Annotated in this window: 10 protein-coding genes and 1 pseudogene; 8 read left to right on the forward strand and 3 right to left on the reverse strand. The window is 37.5% G+C overall.

Going from position 1 to position 16,072, the window contains the following annotated elements:
- The 3 genes from AC1RNS_RS25155 to AC1RNS_RS25165 form a co-directional block, all read right to left on the reverse strand.
- On the reverse strand, positions 1-770 hold a 770-nt coding region (locus AC1RNS_RS25155; protein ID WP_492996570.1), incomplete at its 3' end, for a transposase.
- 158 nt (positions 771-928) lie between these two features.
- Complete coding sequence (locus tag AC1RNS_RS25160) at positions 929-1,804, reverse strand: ankyrin repeat domain-containing protein (RefSeq protein ID WP_492996571.1); 876 nt, start codon at positions 1,802-1,804, stop codon at positions 929-931.
- A gap of 309 nt (positions 1,805-2,113) precedes the next feature.
- Positions 2,114-2,605, reverse strand: coding sequence for a hypothetical protein (locus AC1RNS_RS25165; protein WP_492996572.1), 492 nt, complete (start codon positions 2,603-2,605; stop codon positions 2,114-2,116).
- A gap of 531 nt (positions 2,606-3,136) precedes the next feature.
- Between AC1RNS_RS25165 and AC1RNS_RS25170 the strand changes: the two genes are divergently transcribed.
- The 8 genes and pseudogenes from AC1RNS_RS25170 to AC1RNS_RS25205 all read left to right on the forward strand — a co-directional run bounded on the left by AC1RNS_RS25170 (position 3,137) and on the right by AC1RNS_RS25205 (position 16,067).
- Positions 3,137-4,321 carry a hypothetical protein gene (locus tag AC1RNS_RS25170; RefSeq protein ID WP_492996573.1) on the forward strand — a complete coding sequence of 395 codons (1,185 nt, stop codon included), beginning with the start codon at positions 3,137-3,139 and terminating at the stop codon, positions 4,319-4,321.
- A gap of 389 nt (positions 4,322-4,710) precedes the next feature.
- The gene (locus AC1RNS_RS25175; RefSeq protein WP_492996574.1) at positions 4,711-7,833 is read left to right on the forward strand and encodes an InlB B-repeat-containing protein; all 3,123 of its coding nucleotides are present in this window, start codon (positions 4,711-4,713) and stop codon (positions 7,831-7,833) included.
- Positions 7,834-7,989: 156 nt separating this feature from the next.
- Complete coding sequence (locus AC1RNS_RS25180) at positions 7,990-8,184, forward strand: hypothetical protein (protein ID WP_283870409.1); 195 nt, start codon at positions 7,990-7,992, stop codon at positions 8,182-8,184.
- Positions 8,181-8,534, forward strand: a complete 354-nt coding sequence (gene tnpB / locus AC1RNS_RS25185; protein ID WP_492996575.1) for an IS66 family insertion sequence element accessory protein TnpB — start codon at positions 8,181-8,183, stop codon at positions 8,532-8,534. The genes AC1RNS_RS25180 and tnpB overlap by 4 nt, the downstream gene beginning before the upstream one ends.
- Before the next feature lie 122 nt (positions 8,535-8,656).
- Positions 8,657-10,144, forward strand: a pseudogene (gene tnpC, locus AC1RNS_RS25190) (IS66 family transposase); the annotation flags it as partial.
- Positions 10,145-10,485: 341 nt separating this feature from the next.
- Positions 10,486-11,463: a helix-turn-helix transcriptional regulator gene (locus AC1RNS_RS25195; protein WP_492996576.1), complete on the forward strand. Its 978-nt coding sequence runs from the start codon at positions 10,486-10,488 to the stop codon at positions 11,461-11,463.
- A gap of 290 nt (positions 11,464-11,753) precedes the next feature.
- Positions 11,754-13,814, forward strand: a complete 2,061-nt coding sequence (locus AC1RNS_RS25200; RefSeq protein ID WP_492996577.1) for a dynamin family protein — start codon at positions 11,754-11,756, stop codon at positions 13,812-13,814.
- A gap of 12 nt (positions 13,815-13,826) precedes the next feature.
- Positions 13,827-16,067 carry a dynamin family protein gene (locus tag AC1RNS_RS25205; RefSeq protein WP_492996578.1) on the forward strand — a complete coding sequence of 747 codons (2,241 nt, stop codon included), beginning with the start codon at positions 13,827-13,829 and terminating at the stop codon, positions 16,065-16,067.
- Positions 16,068-16,072 lie beyond the last annotated feature (5 nt).

Raw genomic sequence — 16,072 nt, forward strand, 5'->3', positions numbered from 1 at the left:
ATTTCGAAGTCTCTTTGGTATTTTAGTTTGCGTTCAATATAGTCGATTAATTGTGTGCGGGCTTTCTTTGGGAATTTTCGTTCCGTTCTTAAAGCCTTTCGCTCTGCTACATCTGATGAGTCCTCAATTTTCCGATCATATTCAGCGATCACTTCATCTACTTTTTCGACCATTTGAGCGAGGTCTTCCAATGCTAATTCCTTTTCATTTTCCCGTTCAATTTCTGGGATGATTTCTTTTTCAAGTAGTTCATCGTATAGCTGGTTTGACTTTTCAATTAGTCCGTTATGATATTTCTCAATTGACTTTTTCCACACGAATGTAAATTTGTTCGCATTTGCTTCAATCTTAGTTCCGTCGATAAAAATGGCTTCCTGATCAATTAATTCTTCCTGTACCAGCTGACAGCGGAATTGAACGAAGCATTGACGAATTAACTCCTTCACCTCTGATTGGACACGGAATCGGTTGATTGTGCGGTAGGTTGGTTCATTTCCTCGAGCTAACCACATCATCCGAAGACTATCTTTTAAAAGTCCTTCAATTTTGCGCCCTGAGAAGACAGATTGCGTGTAGGCACATAAGATAATTTTAAGCATCATGCGTGGATGGTAGGCAGGACAGCCCTCATTTCGAAGGAATGGTTCAAACGCTTCGGGCGGGATACTTTCGACTAAATGGTGGATATGGAAGGCAATATCATTCTTTTGTAACTTCACTTCTAAATCTAAAGGCAAAACTAGTTGATTCATGTTATAATCTTTAAACATAAGGATCCTTCTTTCTGTATAATTTTGTTGTGGTGACTTAATTTTATCAGAAGTGGTCCTTATTTTTTTATGAAAAAAATTTAAAACCGGTGAAATTTTACTGATCGTAAAATTTCACCGGCTTTTTAGTTTAGAGAAGGGTTTTGTCCCAGCCTCATCTACTGTTTTGCGCGGAATTCTTCTAAATATTTAAGAATTACGTTGGCACCGTTTTCTTGGGCAATTATTAAAGGTGTCATCCCCTCATTTGATTTATAATTTGGGTTAGCACCAGCATCTAGTAAGACTTTTACTATTTCATCATTATTTGCTCGAATAGCCCATAATAGGGGGGGTTCGCCCATATCTCTACATAAGTTTGGATCGGCACCTTGACTTAATAAGTTTTTTACTAAAGTTATATTACCCTCACCAGATGCTTTTGCAAGTTTAGTAATTCCAAATTCATTAGTAGTATTAATATCTTCATTATTATCGAGAAAATTATTAGTTTCATTTTCCAAATCTGCGTTTGTAGAATCCAAAGTAGCTTCCTCAGTTACTATACTTTCTTCTTGATTTATTGCAACATTATTAAGTGGGGAATTACTATAAATTTCTAAAATATCAGCTAACTCACTCCACGCTTCTGAAATCTGAATTTTAAAACCTTCTCCTTCACCTAATTGTTGTAGCATTTTTAAATTTTCCCTTATTGTATTAAATAGAACTATTATACGAGCTTCCTTTTTTGTATAGTCATTAGGATTTATAGAATAATTCATGGTATTAGTAGCTAACCACGTTTTAACATCTTTATCATCAGGAATAAATCCGTTACTAGGAAATTTTCCATCATCAAATATTTCGTTATATTTCCCAAATGCATGTACAGATTCATTATAAAAATTAGAATCTATTCCTTTAGGTACATTATTAGATTTCCCTATATAATAAGCTGAAATTAAGAAGACAATGATAGATACAATCCAAAAGGCTTTACTTTTCCAAAAAGATTTTTTTACAATCTCCATTTCATTCGTTTTTATTTCCATATTATATCCCCCTATAACATTACTAAAATTTCATATAGATACAAATTTCGTATTAGATTATATTTGGCTCTTCACCATAACTTGTGATTGACTTCTGCTCCACCAGTGTGCTTTACCGGGGTGTCCGATGAGCTGCTTTTGGGGCAACAGATGTTATTTGCGCAAAAGTGAAGCGGCAGCAGTAGGAGGGAGTCACGAAGGCGTTATCACAGAACGTGATGCATTTAGCCTTTGTTTCTCAGATTTGCTTGCTTCAGGGGTCTCATCTTGGACGCTTAATCCCCTACTTTAGTAAATATTCTCCTGCCACTATTGTTTTTTTATATCGTGTAAGATTTTTGTCAATTCCCCCACTTCAAATAATGGCTGTAATAAATAGAAGAACGATGCTTGAGACATAGTCTCATTTGTTAGAAGCCGCTCTACTTTTTCAACTTCTATCATGTCGAAGGCAAATAGCTTTTCAATAGTATATATGCTTCCATCATCATTCTGCTGCTTCTGCTCCCACCCTTCAATTAAGGCAGCTGCTAATTGTTTAAATAATGGCATGCATATAATTGATTTAGCTCTATAGCGATTATCCTTTCTCTGTTCTTCATCCAACTCGACATGCCAAAATCCAAAGTAACTAAAATACAATAAGAAGTATCCATAGTCATACAATAATTTATTTAACTCACGGTCTTTATGTAACTTCAGTTCTTTCTGTATATGAAGCTCTTCTAAATAGCTTATTAGAAAAGGGACATTATAAGGTTCTTGATGATAATGACTACCCTTTATTTCAGACCAATCCACTTTCACTCAAAAACAGTTTAGTAATGAGACATATTGCTCAGACCTTGTCAGGTTTTTGAATACAGTCATATTTTCTTTCTAGATGACTCCAACAACTGCATTGTCCTTTACTTTTTTGGGATTAGCTCTAATTTTACAGCTAGATAAAAAAATTGTAATAATGGATAATCGTTTTGATTGCTCATTTCATTAACCTTTAACTTGGGCTAAGACATAAGTCCATACATTACTACAAGGTTTTTTCGTGTAATTTGCTACGTTGTCTTCGTCAATAACAACGAATAATGTGTATGCTGTAAACCATGTGTAGAAATTGCGCCAAACTAATATTTCTTTTGAACATACAATGTCCATTTTGCTGGCTGTAAATATTTGAGTTTCTTTCTAAATACTGCATGTTATCTCAGACCCTATTGTGTGGTATTTCATTAGATAAGAAAACCCCTCCACTATAATTCACAACATTCATTGTAAGACGTCGTTCAAGCGACTACAATGATATTATAATTTTTCAATAAGGGAGGGTATTGAATGCAATATATATCCACCGTAGAGATTGCGGAAAAATGGGGAGTTTCGATTAGGCAAGTGCAACGATTGCTGGCGGAGGGACGGATAGCGAATGTGAAGAAATATGGGAGATCATGGATGATTCCAGATAATGCAGAAAAGCCCACTAATCTCGGTAGAGGGAAAAACCTGTCTCGAAATACGCTTTCTTCTGATTTACTCCATGTGATTGCCTCTACCTCCATACCTATGCCTACTGATAACCCTGATGCTATTCTAGATACCGTAAATGAGGACAGAGTAAGGCACATCTATGAAGCCCAGCTTACTTTTTTACGAGGAGACTTCCGGCGGACGATGGCGTGTTATTATCAAACCAAGGGGGATGACGTGGCGAGGTTATGTATCTCCTTAACTGCCATATCCGCGGCTATTAGTTTAGGAGATTATTCAGCTTACACAGAGATTGATACCTTTCTCAAGGGTTATATAAGAGACAGCAATAATACGGATGCCGTTGCTGTTGCGGAGCTTTCACTAGGTGCCAGTTTGATTACTTCAAATATGGTACCTAACTGGATTAAGGAAGGAGCGTTCGATACTCTTCCTTCTGGACTTAGAATTGCCGCCCTTTATTTGCGAGCAAGATATTTTTATTCGATTGGTCAGTTTGATGCCATGCTAGCTTTGGCACAAACCACTTTGACACTAAATGCTTCAGCGCAGGGAATTACCTTTATGGATATCTATTTGCGGTTAGCCTGTGCAATCGCATCCTATGAATTGAAACGAGAAGAGGATGCCATACAGTGGTTGGTGGGGGCTATGCATATCGCTCTGCCTCATGGTTTTATTACACCGTTTGCAGACAGGGTGACTGCATTAGGGGGACTACTAGAGCGATGTTTGCTACGAGAGTTTCCTGACTATTATGATGCAGTTATCGGACAATGGAACAGTGCATGGAAAAACTGGGTCGCCTTCCACAATCGACTCGCAAAGGATAATTACACACTTATTTTGTCTCCACGAGAATACCATATTTCCCAGCTTGTTGCGCTCCGAGTCCCCTATGCTAAGATTGCAGAGCAGCATGGGATTTCATTGGGGAGATTGAAGAATATAGTGCATGAAATTTACGAAAAACTATACGTTTTTAATCGAGATGAATTAGCAAAATATGTTTTGTGGAACAAAAAAAAGTGACTTTTTTTAAATGAAAAGTCACTACAAAAAGCAAGCCTTTGCCCCTATGATGAGTATACACCGTCATAGGGGTTTTTTGATTCCTCATTTTGTGCATGAGGGGAGGTCGAGCGAGGAAATGGCGCAGTGGAGCAATGTGGAAACTGCAATGTACAGTTGTATTTTTACTGTGGTTCTTGGTGTAATTTTTTATATGCAGTTGTTGTGGGATGGTAACGGTATCACTTGGAAATTTACTAAACGTTATATTAGCATTCTGGCTATTATTGTATGCATTGTTGGAATATGCGTTTATTTTATGAGCTAGTCTATATTGTTAAATAATCTTGTAGGTAGGAATAAGTCTTTTGTGCTTGAACAAGTACGAATATAAAAAGGAGAAAAATGGAATGCGACAAACATTAGTGCTTTTTGCAATTGCTGTATTACTTTTACAAATCGTATTCGGGAGCTTACCAGCATTGGCGACAAGCAATCTAAAAGTCACGATGACAACAAATGGACAGCCATATATAGAAGGAGAAAGTGCTCAAAGTCCTGTAGAGGTTCAGGTAACAACTACTTCCGCAGATAGTGCCAATGTAGAATTTTCACAAAATGGGACAACGTGGAAACCCTTTAATGTTGCAGAACCCTTTATCGTAGAGAAGACAGGGGAACATTTTCTATGGTTTCGTTTATCAGGGACAAATGAGCAAAAATACACAATTCGTATTGCCTCACCCCTGCTTCAAACGACCATTGCGAATCATGTGATTTATGTGAGGGAAGGTGCAGCAGGGAAACGTGATGGCACAAGCTGGGAGGACGCTTTCGATAATTTGCAATCAGCACTAGAGGTAGCACAAAGTGGGCAACAAATTTGGTTAGCGACTGGTACATATAAGCCAACAGCTAAAATAGATCCGGCAGATGACCGTACTGCTACCTTTCAGCTAAAAAATGATGTTTCCATTTATGGAGGATTTAACGGTACAGAGGCTGATTTAGCAGAGCGCGATTGGAAGGCGAATCCAACCCTTTTAAGCGGTGATATTAGCTTAAAGGATGATTATACAGATAATACTTACCATGTATTTTATCATCCAGCTAGCTTGCAGTTAGACGAAACTGCCATTTTAGATGGGGTAACTATTAAAGATGGAAATGCCAATAATGCTCCCCTGCATAATTTTGGAGGTGGCATGTTTAATGACGATAGTAGCCCGAAACTTGTGAATGTAACATTTAGCTCCAATGCAGCAGAGGGTGGAGGTGGCATGACCAATATGAATAGTAGTGAACCAACTCTAACGAATGTAGAGTTCCAAGCCAATGAAGCACAGATTGGAGGCGGGATGGTTAATGTAGGTGGCAGTAGTCCAGCTCTATTGAATGTAAAGTTCACTACCAATACGGCACAACTTTATGGGGGCGGTATGGGCAATATAGGAGGTAGTAATCCAAACCTAACAAATGTAGAGTTTCTTGCTAATGTAGCACAACAGGCTGGAGGAGGCATAGTCAATGCCGATAGTAGCCCAATATTAACTAATGTAACTATTAGCGGAAATAAATCAGAAGATAGATCAGGACAAGGAATAAGAGGTGCTATTTACGGTGAGAGTGGTGTGATTCGGAATAGTATTATCGTGGATAACCATAATGAACCTGCTCTTTCTGACTATACTGGCAAGATTGAAAGTAGTTTATTGGACGTAGAGGAAAATGGGGCTGTACTAGCTAAATTCCACAAAACAAAAACAAATATAGAGACGAACATTTATAAGTACGAAGATATATTTATCGATCCAAGCAAGTACAATTATCGACTAAAAGCTAAATCACCAGTAATTGACAAGGGGGACAATAAATATAATAGTTCGCCAACTGACCTTGCTGGCAACGCTCGTATCCAAGGGGGGACAATTGACTTAGGGGCATATGAAGCAGGATTTTATACAGTAACTTACGATAAAAATGGTGCTACAGACGGAGATGTACCAGAAGATATTGGGATTTATGAGGAGAACAATCTAGTAACCGTACAAAATAATAGCGGTATTCTAGTAAAACCAGGCTATATATTTGCAGGCTGGAATCTACAAGCAGATGGCAAGGGCACACACTATGCAGAAAATTCAACCTTTCTAATGGGCACAGCGAATGTTACCTTATATGCCCAGTGGACAAAAAATCCGACCTATGCAGTCCAATATGATGCAAATGGCGCAACAGGTGGGCAAGTACCAAATAATAGGCAATATGAAGAAAACGAAATAGTGACCGTACAAGAAAATAGTGGAAAACTCGTAAGAACAGGACATACTTTCAAAGGCTGGAACCTACAAACAGATGGAGCAGGTATTGCCTATATGCCGAATGATACTTTCAAAATGGGTAAAGCGAATGTCACTCTGTATGCCCAGTGGACAACGAATCCAACCTATCGAGTTCAATATAATGCAAACGGTGCAACAGGTGGGCAAGTACCAAATAATAGGCAATATGAAGAAAATGAAACAGTTAGCGTACAAGAAAATAGTGGCCAACTTGTAAGATTAGGCTATACTTTCAAGGGCTGGAATACACAGGCAGATGGCAAAGGCACATACTATGCTGAAAAGGCAACATTCCAAATGGGCAAAGTCAATATCACACTATATGCTCAGTGGACTGCAAACCCACCAACAACAGGGGGCAACACTACACCGCCATCCACACCAAGTAACAATGATGCACCACTTACATCGAATGGGAATGACCTTTCTTCACCAGCACCTGTAAAAATTACGTTTCATACAAATGGTGGCACAGTTGGTGATTTACCAGTGCCAACAAGAGCGGGCTATCGTTTTGTTGGCTGGTATCAAGATAAAGCGTTAACGGAGCAATGGGCTGGTGAAATGCTTGAAAAGGAAAATCTAGTACTCTATGCAAAATGGACACCATTGCAAGTGGAAGAACCACCAAAAGAGCCACACCAGCCTAAGCCATCAGTAGTGACGTTCGATGATATAAGGCAGCATTGGGCGAAGGACATGATTGAGGAATTAGCGACACAAGGCATTATTCAAGGTTATGGAGATGGTACTTTCCGTCCGGACGAATCCATTAGCCGTATGCATGTAGCTGCACTATTAGCAAAAGCTTTTTCGTTTGAAGCAGTGCGAACAGCAGATGATTTTTCAGATGTTCCGCCAACACATCCTTACTATAATGCGATACAGGCATTACAGCAGGCAGGGATTGTGGATGGTTCAAACGGGGCTTTCTTACCCACAGAAAATATGACACGCGCACAATTAGCCAAAGTACTTGTTGGTGTGCTAGGACTAAAGCCTGAAGGTACGAGTTCATTTACCGATGTAGATAGTACACATTGGAGTACTGGCTATATTGCAGTACTAGAGCGTGAAAAAATTGCGCTTGGAGATAATGGTTATTTCCATCCAAATACACCTGTGACACGCGCGCAGTTTGTGGCATTTTTACATCGTATTATTAGTAGCAAGAACAGCAAGTTAAGGTGAAGGATGTATGAAAATTAGGGTATATCCATTAGCAATATTAACACTAATAATTAATGTCGTGTTAACCTCAATCGTAAGCCCGTAATCAAATAACGCATATAAATAACTAGGCACCTCCGGTACGATAGACGTATCAATTAAAGGGGGTGCTTCTTTATGTCAACTACTAAACTAACAATCGTCCCTGTGACACTGGATCCCATCACGGACAAGTATTCTTTTATCAATTCAACGCAAGTTTCCTCTGAACCAAGCTGTATCATTAAAACAATTGATATTGAAATCTCCTTCTTCAATGGCGTAGATGAGCGCATCATCCAAATGATCATGAAGGAGCTGAATAAACAATGAAGCATAATTTTACGAGTGTGCAAAACATCTATATCATCTGTGGCAAGACGGATATGCGTAAAGGCATTGATGATCTCGCTACACTTATTCAGGATGCTTTTGAACTGGACCCCTATAGCGATTCTATTTTCTTATTTTCTGGAACGAGCAAAGACCGTTATAAATGTTTGTACTTTGATGGAGATGGCTTCGCTATGCTTTATAAACGATTAGATAATGGGAAACTGCAATGGCCAAAAGATGAAAAGGAAGTGCGTAACCTTTCTCAACAGGAGCTTCGCTGGCTCTTAGAAGGATTATCGCTTCAGCAGCCAAAGGCAATTTCGAAATCTGCAACAGGTATCTTTTAAATCGATTCACCTAAGTGGTATAATCATCCATAACTTATACTGAATGAAATGTGGTGAATGATTTGGAAAACTCTTCGACAACAGAAAAAGTAATCCAATTACTTGAAGAACAATTAGCATACATGAAAAAACAAAATGAAGAGCTTTCAATAAAGCTAGATCATTCGTTGTCCCAAAACAAGGCCTTAGCTGAACAAATTCGCCAATTAACAAAGGCGTTATACGGTTCTAAATCGGAAAAATCTAAGAATCAAGCACCGGATGGGCAAGGCTCTTTATTCGAAGACGACCCGTCTTTTAGCGAATCTGAGCACACAGAAGAACAAAGCACGTCAACTGTTACGTATACAGTTGTTCGTAAACTACATAAAAAACGAAATGATTCGTTTCGTGATGGAATTAAAATCGAAGAAATTCATCATCATCCTAAAACACACAATGTGACTGTTGCCTTAGTCAAATGACTGAAGCTAGTACAATGATTGTGCGTGAAGAAGCAAAATTCATTCCGGCAAAAATGATGCGCATCCAGCATATTGAGCATGCCTATGAATGCAAGCACTGTAAAATGGATGCCACAAAAAAAGCACAAATGAAACGTGGAAAAGCCCCACAAGCTGCCATTCAGCGAAGCATTGCGGGACCTACCGTTCTAGCAAAACTCATCTATGATAAGTTCATCCAATACTTGCCTCTTTACCGTCAGGTAAAGGAGTGGGAACGATACAGCCTGCTTATGAATGATAAGAACTTATCAAACTGGGTGATCCATTCAGCTGAAGATTGGCTTCTACCGGTTTATGAACAGATGAAGCAGACATTAACAGCAAAATCTGTTCTACATGTGGATGAAACCTATGCGCAAATAATCAAACGTTCAGACGGAAAATCCGGTCAATCGAATGCCTACAATTGGGTGTTCCGCAGCGTGCCAAGCCAAGGACCGATTATCGTTCTTTTTCATAGTGCATTATCGAGAAGTCGTTCTATACTAATAGAATTTACAAAAAGCTTTAAAGGAACGGTGATTTGTGATGGCTACTCAGCATACGGCAATCTTCCTGATGTCACGTTCGCTAACTGTTGGGCGCATGTGCGACGATATTGGCTAAAAGCCGATAGCAAAAACGGGCAAATTGGCGTGGATTTCTGTGACCAACTGTATCGCCTAGAACGTCAATTTAAGCATCTTCCACCAGGTAAACGCCGAAAATCACGGCAAAAATATTCAAAGCCGATTGTAGAGAAATTCTTAAAATGGGTGGATGAATCGCCTTTCTTCGGAAAAAATGCCTTAGCTAAAGCTGCCGAATACACATTAAATCGAATACATGGATTAAAAGCTTTTCTGTTCGATGGCCGAATTGAGATGGATAATAATCCAGCTGAAAATGCGATTCGCCCAAATGTGATTGGTCGCAAGAATTGGCTTTTTTCTGTTAGTGAAGCCGGTGCTAAAGCGAATGCGATCTGTTTAAATTTGGCCGAAACAGCAAAAGCAAATGAATATCGACTTTTATCAATACCTAGTAACATTAATGACAGAGCTGCCGAATTTACCGCTCCATCAACAGCCAGAAATTTTAAACGATTACATGCCTTGGTCGAAAAAATATCCAAGCGATATATGCAAAATAGCCATTTATCTGAATTTTTTTCAGATAAACGGCTATTCGTTGTGCGTACCAGAAAGGTGCGCTTTTTTATATTTCGGGCTTACTTTTAAATAGGCTTTAATAGTTTCTGTATCTGGTTATTCTAATACGAAAATGCTTCTAAGGCTATATGCTTTGTCGGATATGAATGATGAATAAATGCTAGTGAGAATTAACTTTGGTGAATATTAATTGAAGGAAGTTGTTGTGAGGAAACAATAAATTAACAAAGTTTTTATAGGGAAAAATATGGTAGAATAATAGTGATTTAAGAACAAAAAATGGTTGGTGATATTATGAATAAAATACCTGCCACAACACAAAATTATCGGATTCTTATGATTTATAATCTATTGTTAAATGGCAAAAAGCTTGCTAAAAATGAGCTAGCTTTACAGTTTCACGTTTCAGATAGAACGATTCAGCGTGATTTTAATGAAATAAAAAATTTCCTACATACACTAGGTGATGAACAAAAATTACTATATGACAAAAAGCATAATGTATATTACCTGCAGCAAAATCAACCTACCTATTTGTTGGCTGAGGAGATATTAGCTATCTCAAAGATACTATTAGAAGCAAGGGCTATTCCAAAAGAAGAGATCAATCAGTTACTAAATAAATTAGTATCCTTTGCATCAGAAGATAACAAAGCTTTAATCGAATCGATTATATATAATGAAAAGCAGCTTTATGTTAATTTACATAATAATCAATCCGTATTGCCACTATTATGGGAAGTTGCGATGGGGATTCATCAACAACAAGAAATAGAGATTTATTATAAAAAAGAGATGGACGCTATAGCAAAAAGACACCAACTACAGCCAGTAGGGATTCTTTTTTCTGAGTATTATTTTTACTTAATTGCATATCAAGTGAATACAGATATTGATTTTCCTATAATCTATCGAATCGATCGTATAACTGCTATGAAATCACTCAATATTCGATTTAAGGTGAAATATAGTGACCGTTTTGAGGAAGGCGAGTTTCGTAAACGTGTTCAATTTATGTATACAGGCAATTTATTGCACATTCAATTTTATTTTAATGGGGCATCAATTCAGGCTGTCCTTGATCGACTTCCAACAGCTACCGTTATTAAGCAACATCCACAAAAGGGTTACCTTATTAGTGCTGAAGTTTATGGGGAAGGGATTCAAATGTGGTTGCTAAGCCAAAAGGAAGCAATTGAGGTGATTAGTCCAATATTATTCCGTCAATCAATGAAGGAAACATTAGAAAAAATGCTTATGCGTTACTCTTAATTTAACCATATGAAAGACAGATTCTGTCCATCAAGATCTTTATACTAAAGATAAGAATATTTTAAGGGGTGGACAGAATGCCAATTTCAATGAGCCGAGCAATTTATTGCAAAAACTGTAAGGGTTATATAAAAACTGAGTTCTTTGGGGATGCTTTAACACCAGAAGATTTAATAAAGCTCCAGCATTCCATTTGTAGAAAATGTAGAGGATCGCTTTTGCATCGAATTATTAAAACATTTAAGGACTAATTGTTTGGCACGAATTTGAGTATAAGGAAGGTTAGTCATTTGAATCAAAAACAGAAGCTGCAACAAAAAGTGAGGGCTTATTTAAAAAAATACAGTGATGATATTTTTTGGGGAGAAGAGCTGAAATTTATTGAAAAACGACTACAGGCAATGGAAAGTAGTATTGCCGTTGTCGGTCAATTTTCAGTCGGAAAATCTGCTTTATTAAATGCGCTATTAGGACAAGAAATTTTAGCAACAAGAAAAGTTGAATCGACGAAGATTTTAACGCGCATCCGTCATTGTGACTTAGCGCAGGATGCAAAGGTTGTTTTAACTTTAAAGAACGGACAACAAGATTCATTACCATTAACAACTGTTAACGATTTGCAAAAGTATACTACGTTTCAAGGAGAAGAAATTACTGATTCCATTCAATATGTAGATGTGTATTGGCCGGCTCATTTTTTAAATAACGAGCTCATATTAATCGATACACCAGGAGCAAACTCATTAACAGCAAACGCGTTCCAGACAACAAGAGAGCAGTTAAAATCTTCATCAGCTATCATCTATTTGTTTATGGGAACGAAGGGCTTAGATGCTGAGGACTATGCGATTATCGAGGAGTATGCTGCCTATAAAAAGAAAGTATTTTTAGTTGGTACCCATGTGGATCAACTTACGCAGGAACAATGGCTTGAAGTTGAAGCAGAAGTAAAAAAGAAAATTGTACAAATTGATGCCATTAAAAACATCGAAATTGTTGGTATATCATCTATTGAGGCGTTAAGAGGTAAACAACAGCGAAATGAACAGTTGTTACTGCAGTCGAATATGCCCACTTTAGAAAAAATGCTTCATACATACATGGTAACGAAGGAATATCAAAATGCCGAAATTCGTTCTATTGAGCATGATTTTTTAGAGTTACTCAATGAAGTTGAAAGCTACGAGCAGCAGCAACAGCAAGCTAAAGAAGCAGCTGAAGCTGATCGTTTAAGACGACTTGAACGACTAACAGCTATTACGGAATTAGAATATTTAGAAGTTGAGCAATACGGAATAGCACTATTAAAGCAAAGTACCAATGCGGTCTATCAGCTAAATACCCAATATGAAAATCAACTACTAGCCCAAGGTAATGACATATTAAAGGCAGTTCGTCAGCAATATCAGCAATTCCAGCTTTATATTCGCCAGCAAATGACGAGCTTATCCAAAGTGGATACCTTAAAAACAGCGTATGTACAGCATTTAAATGCTGTTGAAAAAATTTATAAGCAGTGGGATAAAAATCTTGATTTATTTGGTCAACGATTTGTAAAGGCTGTTGAACAACAGGTGCAGCAGCAAGATACACAATTTAGTGACATGCTAAAAAAGCTTGAAACAAATGTGGCTATTTGTTGGGATGAATTTGATTTAATTTTAAAGAAAATTCAACTAAAGCCACTAAGTTTTTCTGTAGACTTTAAAGATTTTGAACAGTATAATGCCAAAATTGCCGATGCAGATCAAAAGTATAACCAATATCAAAGCCAGCTTAGAAATAAAGAGCAGGATTTACAAAGATTACGTTCAGATAAAAATAGCGAAGAAATCCTGATTCGCTCAAGTCAACAACGAGAACAAAATCGACTTGGTAAAAAACCAGAGCCTCGCGCTATGCATCGAACAAAAGGGGTTCTATTTTGGAAAAAAGAAGAGTTTATCGGTTATGACTATTCTGAGCAAGAGCATTGGGACAAGAAAATGAGCGAAATCCATATGAGATATAAAAATCAATTACGACAAATTGAGCAAAGGTATACGAGCCGACTCAACAGCGAAATGCAACAAAAGAAAAACATTGAGAAGCAACTAGAAGTGCTTGAGGATGCAGAGCAAGCGTACAGTGTAGAGCTATTAGGTGCGCTATACAGTACTGTAAGCAATCAATCTGAAATTGTGAAAAAACTTCATAGTGAGCGCATCAATGACATTAAATCCGAATGGAGACTGTTGTCTGCTACACAAGAGGAGCGTTATTACGAACACATTCAAACGATTGAAGAAAACTATAAACAATTCGTCCGAAAATCAAAAAATCAAGCAATTGCAACATTAAAAGTTTTATAACGGGGGTACAAAATGGATATTAGAAAGCAATTTATCCAAAAAAAAGAAGAACTAAAAGGGCGCTTTGAAAATGCTATTGCCCTAGGAAATCGACTAAACGAAAAATATCATGAAGTGTTATCCATTCATCAAATAAATGAAAACTTACAGGCGCTACAAAAAAATTGGGAAAGTGAACGCTTTGAAATTGTTGTTGTAGGGGAGTTTTCTACAGGGAAATCAACGTTTATTAACGCTTTATTGCAGCGGGAAATTTTACCGTCAAAAGTAACACCAACAACAGCAACGGTCAATTTCATTCGTCATTTAAATGAGCTGTCAAATCACACTGGTGAGCCAGTGGCGAAAGTAGTTTTCAAAGATGGAAAAGAAATTGAAATTCCTTATTTAGAGCTACCAGACTATGTGACGGAGATGAGTAGTAAAGTAAATGTAAGTAATCAAATTCATCACGTCGATTTATATGTCGACTCCCCTTATTTAGAAAATGGGGTCGTGCTAGTGGATACGCCAGGATTACAAGCGTTAAATCCAGAGCACGAAAAAATTACGAAAACACAAATAAAAAAATCGAATGCAAGTATTTTACTGTTCAATATGGAACAGCCAGGTAAGCTAACAGAAATTAAATTTTTACGTGACTTATCGGATTCCATTGATCGCATTTTCTTCGTAGCGAATCGCTTAGACGGTGTACCAGCGGATCAAGTACAGGAAGTAAAAGACCAACTGGAAAAGGCATTACGCGAAAATAACTATCAACAAATCGAGGAAAGTCGAGCAGTCATTTATCCACTAAGTGCTCTCCAAGCGTTAAAGGCCCGCGACCAGGATGTTATAACGAAGCATTGGCAGGATATAAACCCTGTAACGCTTTTACAGGAATCGAAGTTTTTATTATTCGAGGAGCGTTTAGAGCAGTATTTATTTGATGGTGAGAAAACAAACGACTTTTTACAAGTGCCATTCACTGCAATTGATCAATTTTATAGTCAATTAATCGCAGAATTTGAGCAATATCAGAAAAACCTTGAAAATAGTGAGGATTTAGAAGAGTTAAAGCGTATGCACAAGTTAGCAAAGGATGAGGCTGAGCTACGCAAAATGCAGCTAAAAAAGGAAATTATCCGCTTGAAAAATTTATTTAATGATACGATTCGTGCCAACGAAAAGCAATTCAATGAAGATTTTGACCGTCTAGTTGATATGACGAAAACAGCAATCAATGGCATTGTTACAATTGAGGAGCTTGAAGATCAAGTTAATGACGAAATGGAAATTTTCAATACAGGCTACCAAGCGCTGTTTGATTCGAAAATTTATGATCTTTCAGAAGAGCTGAATAGGACGATGCGCAAAGAATTAAACGAATTTGACGTTAAAGTTGAAGCGAGTCATCAAGCATCGGGCATTCATTTACAAGTAGAAATGAAAAAGGCTGTTGGTAAAAGCTATGAAGAAATTTTACAGGAAGTAACAAAACAGTTTGAAGAAAAAGAGCAGGATTTAAAAGGAGAACGAGCAGTTTTAGAAAAGAAAATTCAATTAGAGACTGAGCTACGTTATAAGCGTGAAGAAAAAGCGATGGTGGAGCGCGAATTCCAAGAAGATATATGCTTCCAAGAAATGCTCATTCAAAGTACACCACAAATGATTGAAAAACATGGTGTTATTAAAAAACGTAGATTTTTCTTTGATAAAGAAGGATTTATTCAAGAAAACAATGAGAAATACGACCAACTAATTGCACAAAAACGTGAACTAGCAAAACAAAAAAAAGCTGTAGCAGCACAAAAGTTAAACGAAGAAAAAGACTTGCAATTAAGCTTAGCTGGCGTATCAACAGCTTATAGTTCTCATGAAGAAATTCGGGAGGAACGTCGCGATATGCGCGAGCAAAAAAACATGGCTATTATGCAACGCTTAAATGAGCAACTAAATAATTCGGACCAACAATTAAATCTCGAAAAGCGTAAAGTGATACGTCAATTAGAGATGCTGTTAAATACAACAAAACGCGAATACCGTGAATTTTTACGTGAGCTGGATGCTTTAAAGCTAGCGGAGCAAAAAATTGAAGAGCATATTAAAAAGCAAGATGGGCTATTAGAAGATGTGGTGAAGCGTGCAACTCAGCTTTCTGAGCAAATGGCTAATTCTCAAGAAGCTCGCCAAAATTTAGCAAAAGAAATCGAAGAAATTCGTCACCGTATTGAAGAAGAGAAAATTCTATTAATGACAGCTATGATCTAGGAGGG

This window comes from Lysinibacillus sp. GW821-FHT14F06, from assembly GCF_058803665.1.

What these genes read in the sequence shown, in the direction of transcription:
- AC1RNS_RS25160 (WP_492996571.1), bottom strand. Translation starts at nt 1,804, where the DNA reads ATGGAAATAAAAACGAATGAAATGGAGATTGTAAAAAAATCTTTTTGG.
- AC1RNS_RS25170 (WP_492996573.1), top strand. Translation starts at nt 3,137, where the DNA reads ATGCAATATATATCCACCGTAGAGATTGCGGAAAAATGGGGAGTTTCG.
- AC1RNS_RS25175 (WP_492996574.1), top strand. Translation starts at nt 4,711, where the DNA reads ATGCGACAAACATTAGTGCTTTTTGCAATTGCTGTATTACTTTTACAA.
- AC1RNS_RS25180 (WP_283870409.1), top strand. Translation starts at nt 7,990, where the DNA reads ATGTCAACTACTAAACTAACAATCGTCCCTGTGACACTGGATCCCATC.
- tnpB (WP_492996575.1), top strand. Translation starts at nt 8,181, where the DNA reads ATGAAGCATAATTTTACGAGTGTGCAAAACATCTATATCATCTGTGGC.
- AC1RNS_RS25195 (WP_492996576.1), top strand. Translation starts at nt 10,486, where the DNA reads ATGAATAAAATACCTGCCACAACACAAAATTATCGGATTCTTATGATT.
- AC1RNS_RS25205 (WP_492996578.1), top strand. Translation starts at nt 13,827, where the DNA reads ATGGATATTAGAAAGCAATTTATCCAAAAAAAAGAAGAACTAAAAGGG.